Origin of the sequence: Xanthobacter autotrophicus (genome assembly GCF_005871085.1) — a bacterium.
GTDB classification, from domain to species: domain Bacteria; phylum Pseudomonadota; class Alphaproteobacteria; order Rhizobiales; family Xanthobacteraceae; genus Xanthobacter; species Xanthobacter autotrophicus.
Map to the genome: position 1 here is coordinate 493,907 of NZ_VAUP01000022.1, position 24,907 is coordinate 518,813.

Consider the following 24,907-nt stretch of genomic DNA (forward strand, 5'->3'; position numbering starts at 1 on the left):
AGTTTGTAACCTCTTAATATAAATATGAACGGTTTCACGCAGGCGTGACGGCCCTGCCGTTCAGGCGGGTGGGCGAGCCCTGGCGCGAGCCGACAGGGTCGCCAGCGCGATGCCGGCGATGACCAGCGCATAGCCCGCCGCGTGATACCAGGCCATGGTCTCGCCCAGGAACACGATGGCGAGCGCGGTGCCGAACACCGGCATGAGATGCAGGAACGGCGCGGCGGCATTGGCCCCCACCAGTTCCACCCCCCGGTTGAAGAACAGATAGGCAAAGATCGACGGCCCCACCATCACATAGGCCAGCACCCCCAGCGTCATCCGGTCGAACCGCAAAATGTGCCCAAGCGCGGCTTCCCACAGCGCGAACGGCGCCAGCAGCACCGAGCCCAGCGCCATGATCACCACGAGGAAGGAGAGCGGCCCCAGCCCCGGCCGCTTGCGCAGGATGGCGGCATAGAAGGCATAGATGAACAGGGCGAAGATGATCCACACATCGCCGATGTTGGGCTTCAGGTGCAGGAAAGTATCCAGGCTACCATGGCTGATGATCACCAGCACGCCGACGAGCGAGGTGACGATGCCGGCCATCTGGCCAAGGCTCAACCGCTCGCCAAAAATGAAGAAAGTCCACAGGGCGACCAGAAGCGGCGCGGTGGACTGCACCAAAAGGCCGTTGAGGGCCTGAGTATATTGCAAGCCATAATAGCTCATGGCGTTGTAGCAGGCGATGCCGGTGGCCGCGAGCAGCACCAGCAGCCAGAAATGGCGGCGGATGAGCGGCAGGTCGCGCCGGAGCTGCGAGAAGGCGAACGGCAGCAGTATCAGCGTCGCCCCGGTCCAGCGCACGAAGGCCAGCGTCACCGGCGGCACATGACCGGCGACGAAGCGCCCGAGCACGATGTTGATGGCCCACAGCAGCGCCGTCACTGTGAGCAGCAGATAGGGCGCGTCGTACAGGGCTATTCCGGACGGGCGCGAGGGCCTCACCGACATTTTTCCTCCCGCATGATGCGATCCACGCCTCCGGCGCGGGCTTGGAGCCAGCTCCGGTGGGAGCGGGCTCGGCAGGCGACCGCTGTAGCGTCATCCGAGGCGCGGGGGAAATCGATTTTGGCGCACGCACCCATCAGCGGGTGTGATGGATCGCGCCCGCACTGGCTGCCCAGATGACCTCTCCCTTACCAAGGGAGTGCTCTGCCTCATGATGGATCGCGCCTGCGCCGGCCCGCGCCTCAGGCCGGGCGGAACACCGCCGTGTTGCCGGACGGATCGCGCACCGTGAGGCCGCCGCCTTCAACTGCCGCGAACGCGACACCCGCCGCCGCGAGGCGCTGGCCGAGGGCATCGATGGAGGCCTGCGGCAGCCGCACGGTGAAATGGTCGAGCCCCGCCGTGCCGGCCGCCGGCGCGGGTGCGCCAGAGGACTGCCAGGTGTTGAGGCCGAGATGGTGGTGGTAGCCGTCCGCGCTCACGAACAGGGCGCCGGGATAGCGCGCCATGATGGTGAGTCCCACCGTATCCACCCAGAAGCGCCGCGCGGCCTCAAGGTCGGAGACCTTGAGATGCACATGCCCCATGTCGGTGCCGGCGGGTGCGGGTTGCGCGGCCGGCAGAGCCTCGCGGGCCAGGGCGTTCAGGTCGAGGGGCAAGGTCGCCATGGCGATGGTGCCGTCGACGGAGCGCGGCCATTCGTCGGCGGGGCGATCGCGGTAGATCTCGATGCCGTTGCCGTCCGGGTCGTCCACATAGAGCGCCTCGCTCACCAGATGGTCGGAAGCACCCATCCGAAGGCCCATGTGGTGGAGGGCGAGCAGCCGGGCGGCAAGGCTCGCGCGATCGGGCACGCGGATGGCCATGTGGAACAGGCCGGGGGCGCGGACCGGCGCCGGGGCGGCGTCGGATCGGCGCGTGATCTCCACCAGCGGGCGGCCGCCGGCGCCGAGCACCACCGTCTCGCCGGTGGAGAGCACTTCAAGGCCCACGCCATCGCGATAGAAGGGGATGAGCCGCTCGGGATCGCGGCTCGACAGGGCCACTGCGCCGAGGGCGAGATCGTGCGGCGCGGTTTTGGGGGACAGGGAAAGGGCGGCGGTCATGCTGAAGCTCCTGGCGAGACGGAGGCGCCTTTCGGTGCCGCCGCCTGCGTTGCTCCAAATATGGTGGAAGTGGCAGGCGCATGCCATTGCACCAACGCAAGCAACGCGCAGCAGCGCCGCATGGGTGCCACCCTGCCCGTTCTCGGGCGGCATCAGTCGGTGAACCAGTCCTCGGAGATCTTGCGCAGCTTGCCACGGCGCCATTCATAGACCTGGGTGCAGCGCATGTAGCGCTCGGGATTGGGCCGCGTGCAGTAGGCCGAATGGGAGAAGACGATCACCTGCGGCACCTTGCGGCCCTTGTTGTCGATCTCGAAACCGCGCGCGGCGCGATCGAAGGCCCGGACCCAGCGTCCGGGACCTGTGGAGACGAACAGGATGTGCCGGAAGCCGTCCGAGCCGATCCAGGGAGTGAAGCCGCCGTCGCAGGCGATGGCGTGGGTGTCGATCAGATAGTCCGGCCGCCCGTCGGGGGAGACGTTGACCACCTCGGCGAGAGTGCCGGGCTTCCAATTCGGCCTGCCCTCGGCGGCACGGCACTCCGCCTCCAGCTCCTGCACCGCCCGCGCCACCACCTTCGGCAGGCCGGCATAGGGATCGGCGGCTGCGGCGGAGACGGGAGTCGGGGACGGTGCGCTGGACGCGGGTGCCGGAACGGCAGGGGCAGGCGGATTGGGGGGCGGGGCCGCTTCCGACGCAGCCACATCCACCGGGCCACCCTCGGCCCGTGCAACCGGCACGCTCAGCGCGAGGGCGACGACCAGAACGGCCGCCGCCAGCGACCGCCCCCGTCCGCCTGCATGTGCACCTTCAAGGGCCATGCGCCCTCTCCCGGCAAATCGAGCACCGACCTGTCAAAGGCGCCGATCAGCCCGCATGCCAGGCGGATCGGCGAAACCTTTCCCCCCGCCCCGGCTCAGGCCGCCTTCTGGGCCTGCCGGTCCACGATGGCGACGATGTCGGCCATGATGCGGTTCAGCTCGAAATTCTTCGGGGTGTAGACCGCGGTCACGCCGAAGCCCTTCAGCTGCACCTCGTCCTCCGGCGGGATGATGCCGCCCACCACCACCGGAATGTCGGAGAGGCCCTCGGCCCGCAGCCGCTCCATCACGTCGCGCACCAGCGGCACGTGGGAGCCGGAGAGGATGGACAGGCCGATGACGTGCACGCTCTCTTCCAGCGCGGCGTTCACGATCTCGGCGGGGGTCAGGCGGATGCCCTCGTAGACCACTTCCATGCCGCAGTCGCGGGCGCGCACGGCGATCTGCTCGGCGCCGTTGGAATGGCCGTCGAGGCCCGGCTTGCCCACCAGGAACTTGATGCGCCGGCCGATCTTCTCGGACACCGCGTCCACGCCCTTGCGCACTTCGTCCAGCCCCTGCGTATCCACGCGGGCGGCGCGGCCGACGCCGGTGGGGGCGCGGTATTCGCCGAACACCTCGCGCAGGCAGGTGCCCCATTCGCCGGTGGTGATGCCGGCCTTGGCGCAGACGATGGAGGGCTCCATGATGTTGCGCCCCTCCTGCGCCGCGCTCTTCAGCGCCGTCAGAGCAGCAGCAGCGGCCTTATTGTCACGCGCCTCGCGCCAGGCCTGGAGGCGGGCGATCTGCTCGGCCTCCACGCCCTCGGGCACGGTGAGGATGGCGCCTTCCCCGGTGGTGAGCGGCGAGGGCTCGGTCTCGGTCCAGCGGTTGACGCCCACCACCACCTGCTCGCCGCGCTCAATGGCCTCCAGCCGGCGGGTGTTGGATTCCACCAGCTGCTGCTTCATGTAGGAATTCTCGATGGCCGCCACCGCGCCGCCCATGGCGTCGATCTGCGCCAGCTCGGCGCGGGCCTCTTCCTTCAGCTGCTCCACCTTCCTCGCGATCTCGATGGAGCCGTCGAAGATGTCGCCGTATTCGAGCAGGTCGGTCTCATAGGCCAGCACCTGCTGCATGCGCAGCGACCATTGCTGGTCGAAGGAGCGGGGCAGGCCCAGCGCCTCGTTCCAGGCGGGCAGCTGCACGGCGCGGGCGCGGGCGCCCTTGGACAGGGTGACGGCCAGCATCTCCAGGAGGATGCGGTAGACATTGTTTTCCGGCTGCTGCTCGGTGAGGCCCAGCGAATTCACCTGCACGCCATAGCGGAACAGCTTCTGCTTGGCGTCGGTGATGCCGTAGCGGTTGACGCAGATCTCGTCCCACAGATCCACGAACGCGCGCATCTTGCACATCTCGGTGATGAACCGCATGCCGGCGTTCACGAAGAAGGAGATGCGCCCCACCACCTCGCCGAACACCTTGCCTTCCGCCTCCCCCGACTTCTTCACCGTGTCGAGGATGGCGATGGCGTTGGCGAGCGCGAAGGCCAGTTCCTGCACCGGCGTCGCCCCGGCCTCCTGCAGGTGATAGGAGCACACGTTCATCGGGTTCCACCGGGGCAGATACTCGGTGGTGAAGATGATGGTGTCCTTGGTCAGCCGCATGGATGGCGCCGGCGGGAACACATAGGTGCCGCGCGACAGATATTCCTTGATGATGTCGTTCTGGGTGGTGCCCTGCAGCCTGGTGCGGTCGGCGCCCTGCTCGTCGGCAGTGGCGATATAGAGTGAGAGCAGCCACGCCGCGCAGGCGTTGATGGTCATCGACGTGTTCATCTCGGCCAGCGGGATGCCGTCGAACAGGGTGCGCATGTCACCCAGATGAGAGATGGGCACGCCCACCTTGCCCACCTCGCCGCGCGCCAGCGGATGGTCGGAATCATAGCCAGTCTGGGTGGGCAGGTCGAAGGCCACCGAAAGACCGGTCTGGCCCTTGGCGAGGTTGGAACGATAGAGCTTGTTGGACTCCGTGGCGGTGGAATGCCCCGCATAGGTGCGGAAAAGCCAGGGTTTGTCGCGCGCCACCATTCCTATTCCCCCATCTGGTCGTTCTGGATTGGACGCGATTGTGCGTCGCAATGGCCCGGACGTCGATGGGAAATTGGTGGAGGCCCATGGCACCTCTCCACAGGTGCGTGTGCTTTTCGTGCCGACCGCGGCTCCGCGCGCGCCCCTCGCAGCTTTAAGCCACTGGAGGGATCGCGCGCGGCCGCCGGCCCTGCCCCTACCGTTTCACCAGCGAGATGATGAACAGCAGGATGATCGCACCGATGGTGGCCGAGATGATCTGGCCCAGCATGCCGCCCACCACGAACACCCCGCCGAACAGGAAGCCGCCGATGAGGGCGCCGACGATGCCCACCGCGATGTTGCCCAGAAGGCCGAAGCCGTAGCCCTGGAAGATCTGCCCCGCCAGGAAGCCGGCGATGGCGCCGACGATGACCATCCACAAGATACCCATGTCCCGTCCCCTTTCCGTGTCGCCGCCCCGGCCCGTCCGCCCCGGTGGCCGGCCCGTCCCGCGACGCCCCAGCCTAGCGCCTGCAGCGCGCCGCGGGAATGACAACGCGAGCGTGGCCTTGTGGTTCGCAGAACGCGGAAATTGTCCCCCGATGGTCCAAAGTGGGGGGTATCGCTTTGGAATTTTTCTCTGCTACGCTGCAACGCAAGAAGCCCCGCAAGAGCCGACCGAACGGTCCGCAGAAATGCCAGGAGAGGACGACAGCCATGGCCCAGACGGCAGCCGCCAACGCGAACGAGGGACCGGTGAAGGACCTTTATGAGCTGGGCGAGGTTCCCCCCCTCGGTCACGTCCCGGCCAAGATGTATGCCTGGGCCATCCGCCGCGAGCGCCATGGGCCGCCGGAAGAGTCGTTCCAGCTGGAGGTGGTTCCCACCTGGGAGCTGGGCGAGAACGACGTGCTGGTTTACGTCATGGCCGCCGGCGTCAACTACAACGGCATCTGGGCGGGCCTGGGCCAGCCGATCTCGCCGTTCGACGTGCACAAGGCGCCCTTCCACATCGCCGGTTCCGATGCCTCGGGCATCGTCTGGGCGGTGGGCTCCAAGGTGAAGCGCTGGAAGGTGGGCGACGAGGTGGTCGTGCACTGCAACCAGGACGACGGCGACGACGAGGAATGCAACGGCGGCGACCCCATGTTCTCGCCGTCCCAGCGCATCTGGGGCTATGAGACCCCGGACGGCTCGTTTGCCCAGTTCTGCCGGGTGCAGGCGCGCCAGCTGATGCCGCGCCCCAAGCACCTGACCTGGGAAGAGAGCGCCTGCTACACCCTCACCATGGCCACCGCCTACCGCATGCTGTTCGGCCACCCGCCGCACACGGTGAAGCCGGGCGACTACGTGCTGGTGTGGGGCGCCTCGGGCGGCCTCGGCGTGTTCGGCGTGCAGCTTGCCGCCGCCTCCGGCGCGCATGTGATCGGCGTCATCTCCGACGAGACCAAGCGCGACTATGTCCTCGGCCTCGGCGCCAAGGGCGTGATCAACCGCAAGGATTTCAAGTGCTGGGGCCAGCTGCCCAAGGTCAACTCGCCGGAATACAATGAGTGGACCAAGGAAGCCCGCAAGTTCGGCAAGGCCATCTGGGACATCAGCGGCAAGCGCGACGTGGATATCGTGTTCGAGCACCCCGGCGAGCAGACCTTCCCGGTCTCGACCCTCGTGGGCAAGCGCGGCGGCATGATCGTGTTCTGCGCCGGCACCACCGGCTTCAACATCACCTTCGACGCCCGCTATGTGTGGATGCGCCAGAAGCGCATCCAGGGCTCCCACTTCGCCCACCTCAAGCAGGCCTCCGCCGCCAACCAGTTCATCATCGACCGGCGCGTGGACCCCTGCATGTCGGAAGTGTTCCCCTGGGACCGCATCCCCGAGGCGCACACCAAGATGTGGAAGAACCAGCACGCCCCCGGCAACATGGCGGTGCTGGTCAACGCCCCCCGCACCGGCCTGCGTACCCTTGAGGACGTGATCGAGGCCGGCGCGAAGACGTGAGGCCGGTCCCTCAAGAAGCGTCATCCCCCTGGGACAGAGGCATCTTCTTGAGGCAGCGTCATCCCCCGGCTTGACCGGGGGATCCATCGTGCCGCCGGTCAGGTGGAATGGGTCCCGGTTAAGGGCGTCGCCGGGGACGTAACGCGTGCAGCGCTCGCGCCCCCTCCATGGATCCCCCGGTCAAGCCGGGGGATGACGGTGGTGAGATAGCCAGACCCGGGGTTAATCAGGCAAAACCGGCCAGGCAAAACCGGCATCGCCACGATCCCGCCCGCCCCGAAACCGTCCCTAAGCCGCCGGCTCGAGGGCGGCGAGGTCCCCCGGCAGGGCATAGGCCCAGCCGCTGATGGAGCCGGCGCCGAGGCAGATCACGTAATCGCCGGGCTTGGCCAACGCGCCCACCACTTCGGCGAGCTTCTCCGGCCCGTCCAGCGCCGTCACCGAGCGGTGGCCGTGGGCGATGAGGCCCTGCACCAGATGGTCCCGGTCCGCGCCCTCGATGGGCGCCTCGCCGGCGGCATAGACCGGCGCCACCACCACGTGGTCGGCATCGTTGAAGCAGGTGCAGAATTCGTCGAACAGGGAGGCGAGCCGCGAGTAACGGTGCGGTTGCACCACGGCGATCACCTGCCCCTCGCTCGCGGCCCGCGCCGCCTTCAGCACGGCGGCGATCTCCACCGGGTGGTGGCCGTAATCGTCGAACACGGTGACGCCGTTCCACTCCCCGGTGCGGGTGAAGCGCCGCTTCACGCCGCCGAAGCTGGCGATGGCCTCGATGATCTTGTCGTCGGGCACCTTCAGCTCGTGCGCCACCGCGATGGCTGCAGTGGCGTTGAGCGCATTGTGCTTGCCGGGCATGGGCAGCTTGAGGCCGGAAATCTCGTGCACCGTCTCCCCCGCGCGGTTGCGGAAGACCACGCCGAAGCGGGTGATGCCGCCCTTCAGGTCCACGTCCACCAGCCGCACGTCCGCCTGCGGGTTCTCGCCATAGGTGATCACGCGTCGGTCCTCGATGCGGCCCACCAGCGCCTGCACCACCGGATGGTCGATGCACATCACCGCGAAGCCGTAGAAGGGCACGTTCTCCACGAAGGTCTTGAAAGCGTCCTGCACCTTGTCGAAGGTCTTGAAATGGTCGAGGTGCTCGGGGTCCACATTGGTGACGATGGCGACTTCCGTGGGCAGCTTCAGGAAGGTGCCGTCGCTCTCGTCCGCCTCCACCACCATCCAGTTGCCGTCGCCGAGGCGGGCATTGGTGCCGTAGGCGTTGATGATGCCGCCGTTGATGACGGTGGGGTCGAAATTGCCGGCATCCAGCAGCGCCGCCACCATGGAAGTGGTCGTGGTCTTGCCGTGGGTGCCGGCGATGGAAACGCAGCTCTTCAGCCGCATCAGTTCGGCCAGCATCTCGGCGCGGCGCACCACCGGCAGGCGCTTGGCGCGGGCGGCCACCAGCTCGGGATTGTCGCGCTTGATGGCGGAGGAGACCACTACCACGTCGGCGTCATCCACATTGGCCGCGGCGTGGCCGATCATCACCTTGATGCCGAGGTCGCGCAGGCGCTTCACGTTGGCGCTGTCCGCCACGTCCGAGCCCTGCACCTCGTAGCCGAGATTGTGCAGCACTTCGGCGATGCCGCTCATGCCGATGCCGCCGATACCGACGAAATGGATGGAGCCGAGGCCGGACGGCAACTTCATGCCAGTTTCCCCTGAAAGGTTGCGACCGCGCCTTTCGCCGCCAGATGCCGGACGAGATCGCCCAGTCGTTCCGCTGCGTCGAGCACGCCTTGGCTTCTGGCCTTATCCGCCATCTGCGTCAATGATCGAGGTTCGCTGGCAAAGCTGTGAAGCTCCAGCGCCAGCCGGTCGGGATCGAACTCCACCTGCCGCAGCACCAGCGCCGCGCCCACGTCGCCCAGTGAGCGGGCATTGGCGGCCTGGTCCTGATCGAGGGCGTGGGGCAACGGCACCAGAATGGAGGGCCGGCCGATGGCGGCCAGCTCCGCCACCGTGCCTGCACCGGAGCGCGACACCACCAGATGGGCCAGCGCCATGCGCGCCGGCAAATCGTCGAAGAAGGGCGCCACCTGCGCCCGTACGCCGAGGCGCGCGTAAGTGGCCTTCACCCGCTCCAGATCCTCCTCCCGCGCCTGCTGGGTGAGGACGAGACGGGATCGCAGGTCGGAGTCCAGCCGCTCGATGGCCTCCGGCACCACGTCGGACATCACCCGCGCGCCCTGGCTGCCGCCGAACACCAGCAGGCGCAGCTCGCCCCCCGGCAGCGGCGGGTCGTAAGGCGTGGCCGCGGCGGCGATGGCGGAGGGGCGCAGGGGATTTCCGGTCCACACCGCCTTGGGGGCAAGCGCCGGATCGGCAGCGACGATGCCGGGAAAGCCGGTGGCGATGGCGGTGACGCGCCGCGCCAGCATGCGGTTGGCCCGGCCCATGACGCCGTTCGCCTCATGGATGAGGGTCGGCACGCCCATGAGCGCGGCCGCCAGCAGCGGTGGCACGGTGGGATAGCCGCCGAAGCCCACCACGGCCACCGGCTTCACCCGCCGGAGCAGCGCGAGGGAGGAGACAAGGCCCGAGGCGAGGGCAAATCCGGTCCGCGCCAGCGCCACCGGGGAGTGGCCGCGCACCGTGTCGGCGGGCAGCACATGGAGTTCCCGCGCGGGGAAATGGCCGGCATAGCGCGCGGCGCGGGCATCGGTGGCGAGATCCACGTCGAATCCGCGCCGACCAAGCGACGCCGCGAGCGCCTCGGCCGGAAACAGGTGGCCGCCGGTGCCGCCGGCGGCGAGAAGAACAATTTGCGTCACATCTACCTCGAATGGCCGATCCGATCAGCCAGATAGGGCTTGCTGCCCCGTCAATGCGGCCATTCCGGGGAGGAAAAGGCTGGTCAGGCCGGGTCCGGCATGGCACCTGCCGGCGGCGCGACAGGCCGTGCCACAGGCTCCACCGACGGCTTCTCGGTGAGGGCCGCCAGCGCCGCCGCGCCGGGCCGCTTGCGCGAGAGGGCCAGCAGCATGCCCATGCCGAAGGCGATGGAGATGAGCGAGGAGCCGCCATAGGAGATGAAGGGCAGCGTCATGCCCTTGGCCGGGGCGATGTGCACGTTCACCGCCATGTTGATGGCCGCCTGCAGCCCGAACAGCAGCGCAAGGCCGGTGATGGCGAAGCGGGAGAAGGGGTCGCTCTCCTTCGAGGCCCGCGACAGCGAGCGCAGGATGATGAAGGCGAACAAGGCGAGGATGATCAGGCACAGGATGATGCCGAACTCCTCACCCGCCACGGCGAAGACGAAATCGGTGTGCCCGTCCGGCAGCATGCGCTTCATGGTGCCCTCGCCCGGACCCTGGCCGAACCAGCCGCCGTTGCGGAAGGAATTGAGCGCGGCGTCGATCTGGTAGGTGTCGCCCGAATCGGGATTGAGGAAGCGGTTGATGCGCTTCTGCACGTGGGACACGGTCATGTAGGCGATGAAGCCGCCCCCGGCGCCCACGCCCACCAGCCCAACCATCCAGATCCAGCGCAGCCCGGCGAGGAAGAACAGGGACGCCCACACCAGCGAGATCAAGAGGCTCTGGCCGAAGTCCGGCTGCTTCACCAAAAGGCCCAGCACGCTGCCGAGCAGGCCGAAGGCGAGCAGCGTGGCCGGCATCTCCGGCCGCTTGGTGCTCTCGGCGAACAGCCAGGCGGCGAGGATGACGAAGGCCGGCTTGATGAATTCGGACGGCTGCACGGTGACGCCGGCAATAGTGAGCCAGCGCCGCGCGCCCTTCACCTCCGGCCCCACCACCAGGGTGGCCATGAGCAGCACGAAGAAGACGGCGAACACCACCACGCAGATGCGCCGGAGCGCGCGCGGTGACAGGAAGGACGTGGCGATCATCACCACTGCGGCGGGGACCAGGAACAGCACCTGCCGGTTCACGAAGTGGAACGGGTCGGCGATGCCGAGGCGCGCGGCCACCGCCGGGCTCGCGGCAAGGCACAGGATGATCCCGATCACCATCAGGCCGCACAGGGCGGCCAAAAGGGCGCGGTCCACCGTCCACCACCATTCGCTCAAGACGGTGCGGTCGGCGCGCGACATCATGGGACGGCAACTCCGGTGCGGGACAACTGCCGCACCATGCGTCCGGGACGGTTGACGAGCGATTAAGACCCCATCCCCTTGCCGCGGACGAAGCGCCACAAGCGCCGGGGCAAAGACCGCTGCGGCGGAGGCGCCGGCGCCGGCGGTGGGGGCGGCTGCGGCGTGTCCGGCTTCACCGGATGGATCAGCCAGTCCCCTTGCGGGAAATCCTGCGGGCGCTCGGCGAAATAGTCGGGCCGCCAGGGGCGGTACACGAAGGTCCCCGGTACCAGATTGGGATCAAGCGGGGTGTTGGAATAGAGCCTTCCCCGCCGCTCGGGCGGACAGAACGGCCCATCCCCGCCCATGTCCTCGATCTTGAGGCCGAGATGGCGGGCCACCGTGGGCAGCAGATACTCGAAATGGCCCTGCCAGCCGGGGTCACGCACTTCGGCCGCATAAGCCTCCATGAACCGCCGCGACATGCGCATGAGCGGATTGAAAGAGCGCATGCGGCAAGCCGGGTCCACATGGGCCGGAGCCAGCGCCGTCTCGTTGAAATACCAGTCCGGGTCGTCGGCGAGGGGCACGAGCGTGGTGGTCAGGAGGTCGGCGTCGTTGGCGGCGAAGCGCTCGAACAGGGCGCGCCAGTCGCCGGTGTAGTCCACGTCGAATTCCATGACCCATGTGTGGTCGTGGGGCAGCGGCCAGGCCGCTGCCACGGTGAGCACGTCCACATAGCCGGGCACCAGGCCGCCATTCTCATCCAGCTGGCGCAGGCGCTCGGGCAGGACCGCTTCCGGCGGTGGATCGAGACACGGCTCGACGGGGGCCACGTGGTTGCCCGGATTGTGGATCAGGCGCCAGTCCACCAGCCCTTCGGTCTGCTGCCGCACCCGCTCGAAATGGGCCCTGATCCGGTCCGTGCTCTTGGTGGTGATGAACAGGCCGTTCGCCACCCGGGCGGCACCGTGCTCCGCTCTCAGCGAACATTCACCCGCAACGCGAACCGTCATCCCTGCCCTTCCCCGCCCGTGATCGCGTCCCGTGATCGCGCCGCCCCCGCGAAAGCGGCCGCACTATAAGGCTATGCATCGATGACGCAACGTCTTCCGGATACCACCGACCGACGACGGCGTGCCGTGTCGGATGCAGGTTCCAACGGGCCAACGGGCCGGCCCATCGCGCAAACGGCCCGGCATGCCTATCTTGGTCTGGTGCCGCGCTCCCCCCGAAAAACCCCCAGACCTGACGCCCCCCCTCCGGACGCCGTTCCGCCCGGCGGGCTGCCGGAGGTGTTCCAAAGCTGGTTCCGCGCGCGGGGCTGGACGGCGCGGGCGCACCAGCTTGATCTGGTCGCCGCCGCGCGGGCGGGCCGCTCGGTGCTGCTCATCGCCCCCACCGGCGCCGGCAAGACCTTGGCCGGCTTCCTGCCCACGCTGATCGAGCTGAGTGGCGGGAGGGGGAAGCGCGGGGGTGTTGCCGTTCCGGACGATCTGCCCCCTCCGGACACCCTGCCCATTCTGGACACCGCGCCCCCTCCCCAGCCCTCCCCCGCAAGCGGGAGAGGGAGCAAGGCCGCGCCGGATGTCGGCAAAGGGGAAATGGTCAATGCCGACGCCGCCCCCCTGCCCTTCGCCCGCTGGCAGGCAGCGCAGCCGGCCTCGCCGCTGCACACGCTCTATATCTCCCCGCTGAAGGCGCTGGCGGTGGACATCGCGCGCAATCTGGAGACGCCCATCAGCGAGATGGGACTGCCCATCCGCGTGGAGACCCGCACCGGCGACACCCCCTCTTCCCGCCGCCAAAGGCAGCGGCGCGACCCGCCCGACATCCTGCTCACCACCCCCGAGCAGATCTCCCTGCTGCTCGCCTCGAAGGACGCCGAGCACCTGTTCAGCGGCCTGAAGCGGGTGGTGCTGGACGAGTTGCACGCCCTCGTCACCTCCAAGCGCGGCGACCTGCTGGCGCTGGCGCTGGCACGGCTGCGGGCCATCGCGCCGGGGCTGCAATGTGTCGGCCTCTCCGCCACCGTGGCCGAGCCTGACGACCTGCGCCGCTATCTGGTGGCGCAGGACGAGGCCGCCCCCACGCCCGTCCCCCTCGCCGACCTCGTGGTGGCGCAGGGCGGTGTCGCGCCCGACGTGCGCATGCTGGAGACGGACGTGCCCATGCCCTGGGCGAGCCACATGGCACTCCATGCGGTGCGCGACATCTATGCGCTGCTGAAGGCGAACCGGCTCAGCCTCGTGTTCGTCAACACGCGCCGGCAGGCGGAGTTCATCTTCCAGGAGCTGTGGCGCATCAACGACGACAATCTGCCCATCGCCCTCCACCACGGCTCGCTGGCGGTGGAACAGCGGCGCAAGGTGGAAGCGGCCATGGCCGCCGGGCGGCTCAAGGCGGTGGTGGCCACCTCCTCCCTCGACCTCGGCATCGACTGGGGCGACGTGGACCTCGTCATCAACGTGGGCGCGCCCAAGGGCTCCTCGCGGCTGCTCCAGCGCATCGGCCGCGCCAACCACCGGCTGGACGAGCCCTCCCGCGCCGTGCTGGTGCCGGCCAATAGGTTCGAGGTGCTGGAATGCCGCGCCGCGCTGGAGGCGGTGGCGATCGGTGCGCAGGACACCCCGCCGGAGCGCCTCGGCGCGCTGGACGTGCTGGCCCAGCATATCCTCGGCATGGCCTGCGCCGCGCCGTTTGCCGCCGACGCCCTGTTTCGGGAAGTGCGCTCGGCCGCGCCCTACCGGCACCTGCCCCGCGCGGACTTCGACGCCGCTTTGGAATTCGTCGCCACCGGCGGCTACGCGCTGAAGGCCTATGAGCGCTACGCCAAGATCCGCCCCACCCGCGACGGCCTGTGGCGGGTGGCCAACCCCATGATCGCGCAGGCCTACCGGCTGAACGTGGGCACCATCGTGGAATCCACCATGCTGAAAGTTCGCCTGGTCTCGGCGCGAGGCGCGGCCAAGACCGGCGTCACCGGGCGGGTGCGCTTCGGCGGGCGGATGCTGGGCGAGGTGGAGGAATATTTCGTGGAGACCCTGGTCCCCGGCGACACCTTCGTCTTCGCCGGCGAGATCCTGCGCTACGAGACCCTGGTGGAGGACGAGGTCTATGTCTCGCGCACCACCGCCACCGAGCCCAAGGTGCCGGCCTATGCGGGCGGCAAATTTCCCCTCTCCACCTTCCTCGCGGCCGGGGTGCGGGCGCTGCTCGCCGCGCCCGAGCGCTGGGCGGCGCTGCCCAGCCAAGTGCGCGAATGGCTGGAGCTGCAGAGCCTGCGCTCGCGCCTGCCGGGCCGCGACGACCTTCTGGTGGAAAGCTTCGTGCAAGGCGGGCGCTATTATCTTGTCACCTACCCGTTCGAGGGCCGCCTCGCCCACCAGACCCTGGGCATGCTGTTGACGCGGCGGCTGGAGCGGGCACGGCTGAAGCCGCTGGGCTTCGTCGCCAATGATTACGCCCTCGCGGTCTATGCGGCGGGGGACATGGGCGCCGCCATCGCGCAAGGCCGGCTGGCGCTGGCGGACCTGTTCGACGAGGACATGCTGGGAGACGATCTGGAGGCGTGGCTGGCGGAAAGCGCCCTGATGAAGCGGACGTTCCGATACTGCGCGGTGATCGCCGGCCTGATCGAGCGACGGTTCCCCGGCAAGGAGAAGACTTCGCGGCAGGTCACCGTCTCCACCGACCTGATCTATGACGTGCTACGCCGGCACGAGCCGGACCATCTTCTGCTACGGGCCGCGCGGGCGGACGCCGCCACCGGGCTGCTGGATGTGAAGCGGCTCGCCGAGATGCTGGCGCGCATCAAGGGGCACATCGTGCACATGGCGCTGGACCGGGTGTCGCCGCTGGCGGTGCCGGTGCTGCTGGAGATCGGCCAGGAGAGCGTGGGGGGCGAGGCGAGCGACGCGCTGCTCGCGGAGGCGGAGGAGGAACTCATCCGCGCCGCCATGGGTTGAACAGGCGGTTGACGCTAGGCGCGCGAAAGCGCTCCCGCGGCACGTTCAGAGAGCGCGGGGGAACGTTTGGCGACCCATTTCGCAGCTGCGAAGGCGCCAACTCAGCTGTTGCACATGGGAAACGAGCAACTTTGAACGGTCTCCGTTTCCATCACAATCACGTGATCAGACGGCGCGCAAAAAGCTCGCCGTCCAGGCCAGATATCAGAACATCACGCCGCCGAGCATGCCGAGGGTGGCCGCATTGGCCTCGTGAGGGGCAAAAAACGCTGCAATTCCAAGGATGGTCACCAGAGCGCCGGTGACAGCAAGCTTCCGAACCATGGCCACTCTCCAAATTCGTCATCTACAGGGTTAACGATGCAGGTCGATTAAGAGTTCCTTAACCAAGTCTGTCTGAACCCCCTTTGATGCTCCCGTTCAGAAAGTGTTCAGGAAAGTCACGGCTGCGTGACGATTGGCCCGCCTGGAGGGTCAGGACGATTGACCTTTGCCCCGCATGATGTTGCATCGCAGCAGCAAGGGTTCCGCCGAAGGAGGTACAGGCATGTCGCAGAACAGCGCGGGAAAAAGCGGCACGACGCATGTCTGGCGCGACCTCGAGGCGCCGGGCATCGCCGCGTTCGAGGAGTTGGCCCGCGACGCCTTCGCCGGCCTGCCCGCTTCGTTCCGGGCGCTGTGCGAGGGCCTCATCATCCGCATCGAGGATTTTCCCACCGACGAAGTGCTGGACGAGATGGGGGCCGAGACGCCGTTCGACCTGCTCGGCCTGTTCCAGGGCATCGGCCGCGCCCAGTCGGACGCGGTGGCCCACACCGGGCAGTTGCCCAACATGGTGTTCCTCTATCGCCGCCCCATCCTCGACTACTGGGCGGAGAACGAGGAAACCCTCGGCGACGTGGTCACCCACGTGCTGGTGCACGAGATCGGCCATCATTTCGGCCTGTCCGACGACGACATGGAGGCCATCGAGGACCGGGCGCATTGACCGCAGGGTAAGCCCCGCCCGCACGCTGGACCCGGGGCGTCATTCTTTTTAGAATTGATCCAAATAAGGAGGCTCATATGCCCGTCGATCCCAGACTGTCGCGCTATGGGGCGCCGCTGCGCGCCATCCACTGGCTCACCGTTGTGAGCATCATCGTGGTGTTCGGCATCACCTATTTGGAGGGCTTTTTCGCGCGCGGCACGCCGGAGCGCGGCCTCATCTGGTGGACCCACATCTCGGTGGGCCTCCTGATCATCGCGCTGGTGGCAGCGCGCATTCCGGTGCGGATCTTCGGGCACCATCCGCCGGCCTCGACGCAGATCAGCCGGCCGGTGGCCATCGCCTCCCACATCGTGCATGGGCTGCTCTACCTGCTGCTGATCGCGGTGCCGCTGGTCGGCATCTACCTGGCCTTCCTGCGCGGCAACGAGGTGAGCTTCTTCTCGCTCTTCACCATCCCCTCGCCCATCGCGGTGAACCGCGACCTGGCGCGCGAGGTGATCGAGGTCCACGAATGGCTGGCCAACGCCCTGGTCGTCCTCGCCGTCCTGCACGCGGCCGCCGCCGTGGCCCACCATTACGTGCTCAAGGACGACGTGCTGAAGCGCATGCTGCCGGAACGCGTCGCGCCCTGAGCGGCGGGATCGGCCCAAACCGGCGCGCGGGCCTTCGCGCGCCGGTCTTCTTGACTGGGCAAGGGCGGATGCGCCTGTTATGGAGGGGCCTCAGGCAGGAAGCCTATAAAGACAAGCCGAGGCTCAAGGTCCCATGGAGAAGTTCACCGTCCTGGAGGGCGTCGCCGCCCCGCTGAAGCTGGTCAATGTCGATACCGACATGATCATCCCCAAGCAGTACCTCAAGACCATCAAGCGCACGGGCCTGGGCACCGGCCTGTTCTCGGAGATGCGGTACAAGGACGACGGCTCGGACAATCCCGACTTCGTGCTCAACCAGAGCGCCTACAAGACTGCCAAGATCCTGGTGGCCGGCGACAATTTCGGCTGCGGCTCGTCCCGTGAGCACGCGCCGTGGGCACTGCTCGACTTCGGCATCCGCTGCGTGATCTCCACCTCGTTCGCCGACATCTTCTACAACAACTGCTTCAAGAACGGCATCCTGCCCGTGGTCGTCTCCAAGGAAGACCTGGACAAGCTGTTCGACGACGCCGACCGCGGCGCCAACGCCACCCTCACCATCGACCTGCCGGCGCAGGAAATCCGCGGCCCGGATGGCGGCGTGGTGAAGTTCGAGATCGACCCGTTCCGCAAGCGCTGCCTCATCGAGGGGCTGGACGACATCGGCCTGACCCTGGAGAAGGCCCCAGCCATCGCCACCTACGAAACCGCCAAGGGCGCCGAGCAGCCCTGGCTCTGAGCGGCGCCGCCCCCCTGCGGGGCTGATCGCGAGACGGGCGGGACCAGAGCCGCCGCGCTGCCCCTCCCGCTTGCGGGCCACCGTGTAGGGCCGTGTTTACGCCGAGACCTTGAACCAGAACCGCCGCGCCCCCTCTCCCGCTTGCGGGGGAGGGTTGGGGAGGGGGCAGAGACGCTGGGTTGCGTGCCATCGCATGGTTTCAAGTGGAGAGGCCCTGCCCTCTCCCGCTTGCGGGGGAGGGTTCACGCCTGCACCCGGTCGCGATGGCAGAGCTTGGAGCCAAAGCGCTTCCGGCCGCGACCAGCCGTCCCGCTCTCCCCAGGCCCCTCCCCCTTTTGCCGCGCTTCCGTCCCGCGCGGTCGGCGTGCTATCGGGGGCGCAGCGGATGGCATCGCTATTCCGCGAGGCTTTCCCCCCTGCCGTGAGCATCATGCCGGGTTCCCAGCGCGCCAGCCGATCCGTTGTCGTGGATCTCATCGCCGTGCTCGCGGCGGTGACCGCCGGTGAGCCGCGGGTGATGACGGTAACCAAGGGCAGCGCCCTGCCCTCCGGCCCGTTCGAACTGGCCCATCGCTCGCTCCAGCAGGGCCTGCGCGACTGGGTGGAGCAGCAGACCCACCATCCGCTCGGCTATGTGGAACAGCTCTACACCTTCGCCGACAAGGACCGCGCCGATGCGGATACCGCGCCGCGCACCATCTCCATCTCCTATCTGGGCCTCACCCGGGAGCACGACGCGGCCGAGGCCGGCTGGCACAGCTGGTATGAATACTTTCCCTGGGAGGACCACCGCGCCGGCCCGCCGCCGGTGATCGCCAGGGTGCTGGCGCCCGCGCTGGCCGCCTGGGCGGAGGATGCCTCCACCGCCGGCATGCGGAGCGAGCGGCGCCTGCGGGCCGCCGCCACCTTCGCCCTCGATGGGGCGCGCTGGAACGAGGAACTGACCCTCCAGCGCTACGAGATGCTGTACGAGGCCGGCATCGTGGCCGAGCGCCTGCGCCGGGAAGGCCACAGCGAGGCGGGCGGCGCCGGCCGGCCCATGATCGCCGACCACCGGCGCATCCTCGCCACCGGAATCGCGCGGCTGCGGGCCAAGATCAAGTATCGCCCGGTGGTGTTCGAGCTGATGCCGCCCACCTTCACCCTGCTGCAGCTGCAACGCTGCGTGGAAGCCATCGCCGGGCGCACCCTGCACAAGCAGAATTTTCGCCGGCTCATGGAACAACAGGAGCTGGTGGAGGAAACCGGCGGCACCACCTCCGAAAGCCTTGGACGGCCAGCAAAACTCTTCCGTTTCCGCCATGCCGTGGTGGAAGAGCGGGCGCTGGCGGGAACGAAATTGCCCCTCGCGCCCACTTGACAGTGCTTATGCTCAGTATAAGCATATGCCAGACATATGCTCAAACTGAGTATAGATAATGGTCGCACTTGCCCAGCCTGCCCTCGCCGACCCCCGCCTTTCCGAGACTGCCCTCTCGGAGGCGTTCGCCCGCACCGCCGCGCTCTATGAGCGCGTCCGGCGCGTGGTGCCGCCCGCCGACTGGGCCTTCTTCGCCGAGGATGCCGAAGCCATCCTGCGCCTGAAGCGCGAGCGCAACGCGGTGATCCTGGCGCACAATTACCAGACGCCGGAAATCTTCCACTGCGTCGCCGACATCGTGGGCGACAGCTTGGCGCTGGCCCGCGAGGCCATGCGGGTGGATGCGGACGTGATCGTGCTCGCCGGCGTCTATTTCATGGCCGAGACCGCCAAACTGCTCAATCCGAGCAAGACCGTGCTGATCCCGGACCAGGGCGCCGGCTGCTCGCTGGCCGATTCCATCACGGCGGAGGACGTGCGCCTCATGCGGCAGGCCTATCCCGGCTTGCCCGTCATCGCCTATGTGAACACCTCGGCCGCCGTGAAAGCGGAGGTGGACGTGTGCTGCACCTCGGGCAATGCGGCGCGCATCGTGAAAAGCTTCGGCGTGCCAAAGGTGATCATGCTGCCGGACCAGTATCTGGCCAAGAACGTGGCCGCCGAGACCGGCGTCGAGATCATCTCCTGGGCCGGCCAATGCGAGGTGCACGAGCGCTTCACCGCGCAGGACGTGCGCGAGCTGCGCCTGGCCAATCCCGGCGTCACCGTGCTGGTGCATCCGGAATGCCCGCCGGAGGTGGTGGCGGAAGCGGACTTCGCCGGCTCCACCGCCGCCATGAGCGATTATGTGGGCCAGAAGCGCCCGCCGCGCGTGGTGCTGCTCACCGAATGCTCCATGAGCGACAATGTCGCCGTGAACTATCCGGACATCGACTTCGTGCGGCCCTGCAATCTCTGCCCGCACATGAAGAAGATCACCCTTTCCAACATCCGCAAGGCGCTGGAAGGCAACCAGCACGAAGTGACCATCGCGGCGGACGTGGCGGACCGCGCCCGCGCCTCGGTGGAGCGGATGCTGGCGCTGTGACCGGCTTCGAGCGGCTGGAGGGCCGCCCCGTCATCGTCGGCGGCGGCATCGCCGGGCTTGCCGCCGCCCTCTTCCTCGCGCCCGAGCCGGTGGTGCTGGTCACCCGCGCGCCGCTGGGCGCGGACGGCTCCAGCCCGCTGGCCCAGGGCGGCATGGCCGCCAGCGTCGGCACGGACGACGATGCCGACCTCCACCTGGCCGACACGCTGATGGCCGGCGACGGCCTGTGCGATTCCGAGGTCGCCCGCCGCATCCTCGCCGATGGCCCCGCCGCCGTGGCCGAACTGGAGCGCCTCGGCGTCGCCTTCGACCGGGCCGCCGACGGCAGCCTCGCCCTCGGCCTGGAGGCCGCCCACAGCCGCCGCCGCATCGTCCATGCGGATGGCGACGCCACCGGCCGCGCGCTGGTGCAGGCGCTCACTCGCGCCGCCCGTGCCTGCCCGTCCATCACCGTGGTGGAGGCGGAAGCCCGCCGCATCCTGATGGAGGATGGCGCGGTGGCCGGCCTGCTGGTGTCGGGGCGAGACGGCGGCGCCGTGCTGCGCACCCGCCGCCTCATCCTGGCCACCGGCGGCGTCGGCGCCCTGTTCGAGCACACCACCAATCCGGCCTCCTCCTTCGGCATGGGCCTCGCGCTCGCAGCCGAGGCCGGGGCGGAGCTGGCGGACCTCGAATTCGTGCAGTTCCACCCCACCGCGCTCGCCACTTCGGCCCGTCCGCTCTCCCTCATCAGCGAGGCGGTGCGCGGCGAAGGCGCCCTTATCGTCGATCGCGCCGGCCGCCGCGTGCTGGAAGCCGTGCCGGGGGCGGAGCTTGCCCCGCGCGACGTGGTGGCCCGCGCCGTGTGGCGGGAACTGGTGGCCGGCCGCGAGGTATTCCTCGATGCCCGCGCCAGCCTCGGCGCGCGCTTCGCCACACGCTTTCCCTCGGTCGCCGCCGGCTGCCGGGCGGCGGGCATTGACCCCGCCACCGACCTCGTGCCCATCCGCCCGGCGGCCCACTACCACATGGGCGGCATCGCGGTGGATGCGGACGGCCGCAGCTCCGTTCCCGGCCTGTGGGCGGCGGGCGAGGTGGCGGCCACCGGCCTCCACGGCGCCAACCGGCTGGCCAGCAATTCCCTGCTGGAGGCGGTGGTCTGCGGGCGCGCGGCGGCCCTGAGCGTGGCCGGAACGCCGGCCCGCGCCCCCGCCCGCCGAATGGCCGCGCATCTGCCGGCGGCGCCGGACGCGACCTCCGTCCGCCCCATCGTCTCGCGCCATCTGGGCGTCACCCGTGATGCGGCGGGCCTTGCCACCGCCATCGCCCGCCTGCTGCCGCTGGCGGAGGGCACCGGGCCGGCCTGCGCGCCCGCCCGGGTGGGGCTCATGATGGCGGTGTCGGCGCTGGCGCGTGAGGAAAGCCGGGGCGCCCATGCGCGCACGGATTTCCCCGCCCCCGCTGCCGTGGCCCGGCGCTCCCGCACCACCCTTGAGCGCAGCCTTGCCGAGGCCCGCCGCCACGCCGCCCCGGCCTTCGCCCTCGCCTCATCCAGCTGACGGATCCCATCATGCCCCTCGACCCGCTCCCCGAGCTGATGGTGGAGCCCATCGTGCGCGCCGCGCTGCTGGAGGATCTCGGCCGGGCCGGCGACATCACCACCGACGCGGTGGTACCGCCCGGCCATGAGAGCCGCCTCGTGCTCGCCGCGCGGCAGCCCGGCGTGGTGGCGGGGCTCGATTGCGCCCGCCTCGCCTTCCGCCTGCTGGATGGCGGCGTGCGCTTCACCCCGCGGGTGACGGACGGGACGGCGGTGGAACCGGGCACGGTGCTGGCGCAGGTGGAAGGCCCCTCCCGCGCGCTGCTCACTGGCGAGCGGACGGGGCTGAACCTCGCCTGCCGCCTCTCCGGCATCGCCACCGCCACGGCGGGGCTGGTTGCCGCCATCGCCGGCCACAAGGCGCAGATCGTCTGCACCCGCAAGACCACGCCGGGGCTGCGATCGCTGGAGAAATACGCGGTGCGGGCCGGCGGCGGCGCCAACCACCGCTTCGGCCTCGACGACGCGGTGCTCATCAAGGACAACCACGTGGCCATTGCCGGCTCGGTGCGCGAGGCGGTGAGCCGGGTGCGCGCCCGCGCCGGCCACATGGTGAAGGTGGAGGTGGAGGTGGACACCCTCGCCCAGCTGGAAGAGCTGCTCACCATCGGCGCCGACGCGGTGCTGCTCGACAACATGACGCCGCAGACGCTGGCGGAAGCCGTGCGGATGGTGGGCGGGCGCATGCTCACCGAGGCTTCCGGCCGGGTGAACCGCGACACCGCGCCGGCCATCGCAGCCTCGGGCGTGGACCTCATCTCCGTAGGCTGGCTGACCCACAGCGCCCCCATCCTCGACATCGGCCTCGACTGGGTGGGGTGAGCGCGCCCCAAACGAAAACGGCCGGGCGCGAGCCCGGCCGTTCCGTATCAACAGGCTGAGAAAACCCTCAGGCCGTAACCCTCACGCCGCCTTGGGCCAGTGGCGCACGTCCACGAAGCGGCCGGCGATGGCCGCGGCCGCCGCCATGGCGGGCGACACCAGATGGGTGCGGCCCTTGAAGCCCTGCCGGCCCTCGAAATTGCGGTTCGAGGTGGACGCGCAGCGTTCCTCGGGGGCGAGGCGGTCGGCGTTCATGGCAAGGCACATGGAGCAGCCCGGCTCGCGCCACTCGAAGCCGGCGGCGAGGAAGATCTTGTCGAGACCTTCTGCCTCGGCCTGCTCCTTCACGAGGCCCGAGCCCGGCACCACCATGGCATTCACGTTCGCATTCACCGTGTGGCCGGCGACGATGGCCGCGGCCTGCCGGAGATCCTCGATGCGGCCATTGGTGCACGAGCCGATGAACACGCGGTCGAGCGTGATGTCGGTGATCTTGGTGCCGGCGGTCAGGCCCATGTAGCCCAGCGCGCGGATCTTGGCGGCGCGCTTGCCCTCGTCGGAGATGAGGGCCGGATCAGGCACCAGGCCCTCCACCGAGATCACATCCTCGGGGCTGGTGCCCCAGGAGACGATGGGCGGCAGGTTGGCGCCGTCGAGCTGGATCTCGGCGTCGAAATGGGCGCCCGCGTCGGTGCGCAGGGTCTGCCAGAAGCGCATGGCCGCGTCCCAGTCGGCGCCCTTGGGCGACTTGGGGCGACCCTTGAGATATTCGAACGCCTTCTCGTCGGGGGCCACCAGGCCGGCGCGGGCACCGCCCTCGATGGACATGTTGCACACCGTCATCCGCCCTTCCATGGACAGGGAGGTGATGGCATCGCCCGCATATTCGATCACATAGCCGGTGCCGCCGGCGGTGCCGATGGTGCCGATGATGGCAAGCACCACGTCCTTGGCGCCGACGCCCTCGGGCAGCGGCCCGGAGACGGTGACGCGCATGTTCTTCGCCTTCTTCTGGATCAGCGTCTGGGTGGCGAGCACATGCTCCACCTCGGACGTGCCGATGCCATGGGCGAGCGCGCCGAAGGCGCCGTGGGTGGAGGTATGGCTGTCGCCGCAGACGATGGTGGTGCCGGGCAGGGTGAAGCCCTGCTCGGGGCCCACCACATGGACCACGCCCTGACGCTTGTCGAAACCGTCATAATATTCGACGCCGAACTCGCGGGTGTTCTCCGCCAGCGCAGCGATCTGCGCCACGCTCTCCGGGTCCGGGTTCGGAAGGGTGCGGTCGGTGGTGGGGACGTTGTGGTCGACCACCGCCAAGGTCTTGTGCGGCGCGCGCACGGTCCGCCCGGTCATTCGCAGGCCCTCGAAGGCCTGGGGGCTGGTCACCTCGTGGACCAGGTGGCGGTCGATGTAGAGGAGGCAGGTGCCATCCTCCTGCCGCGCCACCACATGGTCGTCGAAGATCTTGTCATAGAGGGTGCGGGGGCCGTTCGCGGGTGCGGCGTTCGCAGGTGCGGTCATGGCTACGTCTCGGGTCCTGTCCTGAGGAGAGGCCGGCGCGCGCGATGGGCGGCCGGGCCGGTATCTGGAATGCGAGCTGTCTCGACGACGAGACTTAAAGGCGCGTCAGCCGCGAAGCTGGGCCGAAGCCGCCGTGGTGAAGCGGCCGAAGAAGCGGCCCGGCAGGCGGACATGATCCGGCACCGCCGCGAACTCCATGGTCGTGCGCGCGAACGGGCCGGCGGCGCAGAGGGCCACCCGGCTCAGGATCGAAAGAGGCGCACAGGCATGATGCATGGGCGGTTTGTAGCAGTTCCATCGAGCCGCGACAATCCGGCGCGCGAGACTGTGAAAACGTCTTCGGCCGGCTTTTTCCCTTGCCCGCCCGCCGCAGGGACGCGAGGAAGAAGCCCGCCCGGAACCAGCGCAGCACGGGGACCCGCGTGAGCTTCCTGAAGACCTTCGAACTGTGGTCGTTCCTTGATTCCCTGGTCAGCCTTGCCGCCGCCTTCGTGCTCGGCACGCTGATCGGCGCGGAACGCCAGTACCGCCAGCGCACCGCCGGCCTGCGCACCAATGTGCTGGTGGCGGTGGGCGCCGCCGCCTTCGTGGACCTCGCCGCGCGCATCGCCGGCTCCGACGAGGCCATGCGCGTGGTGGCCAACGTGGTCACCGGCGTCGGCTTCCTTGGCGCCGGCGTCATCATGAAGGAAGGCCTCAACGTGCGCGGCCTCAACACCGCGGCGACCCTGTGGTGCTCGGCGGCGGTGGGCTGCTTCACCGGGGCGGACATGCTGGCGGAAGCCATGCTGCTGACCTTCATCGTCATCGCCGGCAATACCCTGCTGCGCCCGGTGGCCAACTTCATCGACCGCATCCCGCTGGACGAGCGCCATTCGGAAGTGAGCTACGAGGTGCGCGTGACGGTGGACACCGATGCCATCCCCGATTTGCGCGAAAAGCTCATCGAGCTGCTGGAACAGGCGAAATATCCGGTGAGCGACGTGGACGAGGGCCCCGCCGCCGACGACACCTCGCTACTCGTGGCCAAGCTCATGAGCACGGCGGTGGAGCCGGCCGAGCTGGACGCGGTCACCGACCGCCTCGCCGCTTTGCCCGGCGTGCGCCACGCCACCTGGGAGAGCACCACGGAAGAGTGAGGCGTCG

The 24,907-nt window shown here is 68.8% G+C and carries 21 protein-coding genes; 10 read left to right on the forward strand and 11 right to left on the reverse strand.

All coding sequences use genetic code 11. The features are described 5' to 3' along the window. Positions 1-60 precede the first annotated feature (60 nt). From FBQ73_RS11040 to FBQ73_RS11060, 5 genes are all read right to left on the reverse strand, one after another. Complete coding sequence (locus FBQ73_RS11040; protein ID WP_138399520.1) at positions 61-996, reverse strand: DMT family transporter; 936 nt, start codon at positions 994-996, stop codon at positions 61-63. Between the two features lie 239 nt (positions 997-1,235). After that, entirely contained in the window at positions 1,236-2,099 is an 864-nt protein-coding gene (locus FBQ73_RS11045; RefSeq protein ID WP_138399521.1) for a VOC family protein, read from the reverse strand. Positions 2,100-2,251: 152 nt separating this feature from the next. Beyond that, the gene (locus tag FBQ73_RS11050) at positions 2,252-2,920 is read right to left on the reverse strand and encodes a hypothetical protein (protein ID WP_138399522.1); all 669 of its coding nucleotides are present in this window, start codon (positions 2,918-2,920) and stop codon (positions 2,252-2,254) included. Positions 2,921-3,015: 95 nt separating this feature from the next. Then, a complete protein-coding gene (locus FBQ73_RS11055) occupies positions 3,016-4,989 on the reverse strand; it encodes a protein meaA (protein ID WP_138399523.1) in 1,974 nt (657 codons plus the stop codon). 196 nt (positions 4,990-5,185) lie between these two features. Continuing rightward, a complete protein-coding gene (locus FBQ73_RS11060) occupies positions 5,186-5,422 on the reverse strand; it encodes a GlsB/YeaQ/YmgE family stress response membrane protein (protein ID WP_138399524.1) in 237 nt (78 codons plus the stop codon). A 266-nt stretch (positions 5,423-5,688) separates the two neighbouring features. On the opposite strand from FBQ73_RS11060, the gene ccrA reads away from it, so the two are divergent. Then, a complete protein-coding gene (gene ccrA, locus FBQ73_RS11065; RefSeq protein ID WP_138399525.1) occupies positions 5,689-6,972 on the forward strand; it encodes a crotonyl-CoA carboxylase/reductase in 1,284 nt (427 codons plus the stop codon). A 288-nt stretch (positions 6,973-7,260) separates the two neighbouring features. Here the strand turns inward: ccrA and murC are convergent, their stop codons facing one another. The 4 genes from murC to FBQ73_RS11085 all read right to left on the reverse strand — a co-directional run bounded on the left by murC (position 7,261) and on the right by FBQ73_RS11085 (position 12,075). After that, a complete protein-coding gene (gene murC / locus FBQ73_RS11070) occupies positions 7,261-8,673 on the reverse strand; it encodes a UDP-N-acetylmuramate--L-alanine ligase (RefSeq protein ID WP_138399526.1) in 1,413 nt (470 codons plus the stop codon). Beyond that, complete coding sequence (murG, locus tag FBQ73_RS11075) at positions 8,670-9,797, reverse strand: undecaprenyldiphospho-muramoylpentapeptide beta-N-acetylglucosaminyltransferase (protein WP_138399527.1); 1,128 nt, start codon at positions 9,795-9,797, stop codon at positions 8,670-8,672. Before murG ends, murC begins: the two co-directional genes overlap by 4 nt. Positions 9,798-9,880: 83 nt before the next feature. Beyond that, a complete protein-coding gene (gene ftsW / locus FBQ73_RS11080; protein WP_138399528.1) occupies positions 9,881-11,080 on the reverse strand; it encodes a putative lipid II flippase FtsW in 1,200 nt (399 codons plus the stop codon). A gap of 62 nt (positions 11,081-11,142) precedes the next feature. Then, entirely contained in the window at positions 11,143-12,075 is a 933-nt protein-coding gene (locus FBQ73_RS11085) for a hypothetical protein (RefSeq protein ID WP_138399529.1), read from the reverse strand. Between the two features lie 201 nt (positions 12,076-12,276). On the opposite strand from FBQ73_RS11085, the gene FBQ73_RS11090 reads away from it, so the two are divergent. From FBQ73_RS11090 to nadC, 8 genes are all read left to right on the forward strand, one after another. Further along, on the forward strand, positions 12,277-15,027 hold the full coding sequence (locus FBQ73_RS11090; RefSeq protein WP_392567232.1) for a ligase-associated DNA damage response DEXH box helicase: 2,751 nt from the start codon (positions 12,277-12,279) through the stop codon (positions 15,025-15,027). Positions 15,028-15,574: 547 nt separating this feature from the next. Beyond that, on the forward strand, positions 15,575-16,015 hold the full coding sequence (locus FBQ73_RS11095; RefSeq protein ID WP_138399530.1) for a metallopeptidase family protein: 441 nt from the start codon (positions 15,575-15,577) through the stop codon (positions 16,013-16,015). A gap of 77 nt (positions 16,016-16,092) precedes the next feature. Next, complete coding sequence (locus tag FBQ73_RS11100; RefSeq protein WP_170218841.1) at positions 16,093-16,650, forward strand: cytochrome b; 558 nt, start codon at positions 16,093-16,095, stop codon at positions 16,648-16,650. Between the two features lie 133 nt (positions 16,651-16,783). Further along, positions 16,784-17,389: a 3-isopropylmalate dehydratase small subunit gene (leuD, locus tag FBQ73_RS11105; protein WP_138399532.1), complete on the forward strand. Its 606-nt coding sequence runs from the start codon at positions 16,784-16,786 to the stop codon at positions 17,387-17,389. Between the two features lie 430 nt (positions 17,390-17,819). Further along, positions 17,820-18,749: an NUDIX hydrolase gene (locus tag FBQ73_RS11110; RefSeq protein WP_170218842.1), complete on the forward strand. Its 930-nt coding sequence runs from the start codon at positions 17,820-17,822 to the stop codon at positions 18,747-18,749. 58 nt (positions 18,750-18,807) lie between these two features. Continuing rightward, on the forward strand, positions 18,808-19,836 hold the full coding sequence (gene nadA / locus FBQ73_RS11115; protein WP_138399534.1) for a quinolinate synthase NadA: 1,029 nt from the start codon (positions 18,808-18,810) through the stop codon (positions 19,834-19,836). Then, positions 19,833-21,374, forward strand: a complete 1,542-nt coding sequence (locus tag FBQ73_RS11120) for an L-aspartate oxidase (RefSeq protein ID WP_138399535.1) — start codon at positions 19,833-19,835, stop codon at positions 21,372-21,374. Before nadA ends, FBQ73_RS11120 begins: the two co-directional genes overlap by 4 nt. A gap of 11 nt (positions 21,375-21,385) precedes the next feature. Continuing rightward, the gene (gene nadC / locus FBQ73_RS11125; RefSeq protein ID WP_138399536.1) at positions 21,386-22,237 is read left to right on the forward strand and encodes a carboxylating nicotinate-nucleotide diphosphorylase; all 852 of its coding nucleotides are present in this window, start codon (positions 21,386-21,388) and stop codon (positions 22,235-22,237) included. Between the two features lie 81 nt (positions 22,238-22,318). Here the strand turns inward: nadC and leuC are convergent, their stop codons facing one another. Further along, a complete protein-coding gene (gene leuC, locus FBQ73_RS11130; RefSeq protein ID WP_138399537.1) occupies positions 22,319-23,761 on the reverse strand; it encodes a 3-isopropylmalate dehydratase large subunit in 1,443 nt (480 codons plus the stop codon). Between the two features lie 105 nt (positions 23,762-23,866). Then, positions 23,867-24,037, reverse strand: coding sequence for a hypothetical protein (locus FBQ73_RS22765; RefSeq protein ID WP_157048055.1), 171 nt, complete (start codon positions 24,035-24,037; stop codon positions 23,867-23,869). Between the two features lie 146 nt (positions 24,038-24,183). Between FBQ73_RS22765 and FBQ73_RS11135 the strand changes: the two genes are divergently transcribed. Then, positions 24,184-24,900: an MgtC/SapB family protein gene (locus FBQ73_RS11135; protein ID WP_138399538.1), complete on the forward strand. Its 717-nt coding sequence runs from the start codon at positions 24,184-24,186 to the stop codon at positions 24,898-24,900. Positions 24,901-24,907 lie beyond the last annotated feature (7 nt).

Coding starts and splice junctions, on each gene's coding strand:
- FBQ73_RS11040 (WP_138399520.1), bottom strand. CDS start 996: ATGTCGGTGAGGCCCTCGCGCCCGTCCGGAATAGCCCTGTACGACGCG.
- FBQ73_RS11045 (WP_138399521.1), bottom strand. CDS start 2,099: ATGACCGCCGCCCTTTCCCTGTCCCCCAAAACCGCGCCGCACGATCTC.
- FBQ73_RS11050 (WP_138399522.1), bottom strand. CDS start 2,920: ATGGCCCTTGAAGGTGCACATGCAGGCGGACGGGGGCGGTCGCTGGCG.
- FBQ73_RS11055 (WP_138399523.1), bottom strand. CDS start 4,989: ATGGTGGCGCGCGACAAACCCTGGCTTTTCCGCACCTATGCGGGGCAT.
- FBQ73_RS11060 (WP_138399524.1), bottom strand. CDS start 5,422: ATGGGTATCTTGTGGATGGTCATCGTCGGCGCCATCGCCGGCTTCCTG.
- ccrA (WP_138399525.1), top strand. CDS start 5,689: ATGGCCCAGACGGCAGCCGCCAACGCGAACGAGGGACCGGTGAAGGAC.
- murC (WP_138399526.1), bottom strand. CDS start 8,673: ATGAAGTTGCCGTCCGGCCTCGGCTCCATCCATTTCGTCGGTATCGGC.
- ftsW (WP_138399528.1), bottom strand. CDS start 11,080: ATGATGTCGCGCGCCGACCGCACCGTCTTGAGCGAATGGTGGTGGACG.
- FBQ73_RS11085 (WP_138399529.1), bottom strand. CDS start 12,075: ATGACGGTTCGCGTTGCGGGTGAATGTTCGCTGAGAGCGGAGCACGGT.
- FBQ73_RS11095 (WP_138399530.1), top strand. CDS start 15,575: ATGTCGCAGAACAGCGCGGGAAAAAGCGGCACGACGCATGTCTGGCGC.
- FBQ73_RS11100 (WP_170218841.1), top strand. CDS start 16,093: ATGCCCGTCGATCCCAGACTGTCGCGCTATGGGGCGCCGCTGCGCGCC.
- leuD (WP_138399532.1), top strand. CDS start 16,784: ATGGAGAAGTTCACCGTCCTGGAGGGCGTCGCCGCCCCGCTGAAGCTG.
- FBQ73_RS11110 (WP_170218842.1), top strand. CDS start 17,820: ATGCCGGGTTCCCAGCGCGCCAGCCGATCCGTTGTCGTGGATCTCATC.
- nadA (WP_138399534.1), top strand. CDS start 18,808: ATGGTCGCACTTGCCCAGCCTGCCCTCGCCGACCCCCGCCTTTCCGAG.
- nadC (WP_138399536.1), top strand. CDS start 21,386: ATGCCCCTCGACCCGCTCCCCGAGCTGATGGTGGAGCCCATCGTGCGC.
- leuC (WP_138399537.1), bottom strand. CDS start 23,761: ATGACCGCACCTGCGAACGCCGCACCCGCGAACGGCCCCCGCACCCTC.
- FBQ73_RS22765 (WP_157048055.1), bottom strand. CDS start 24,037: ATGCATCATGCCTGTGCGCCTCTTTCGATCCTGAGCCGGGTGGCCCTC.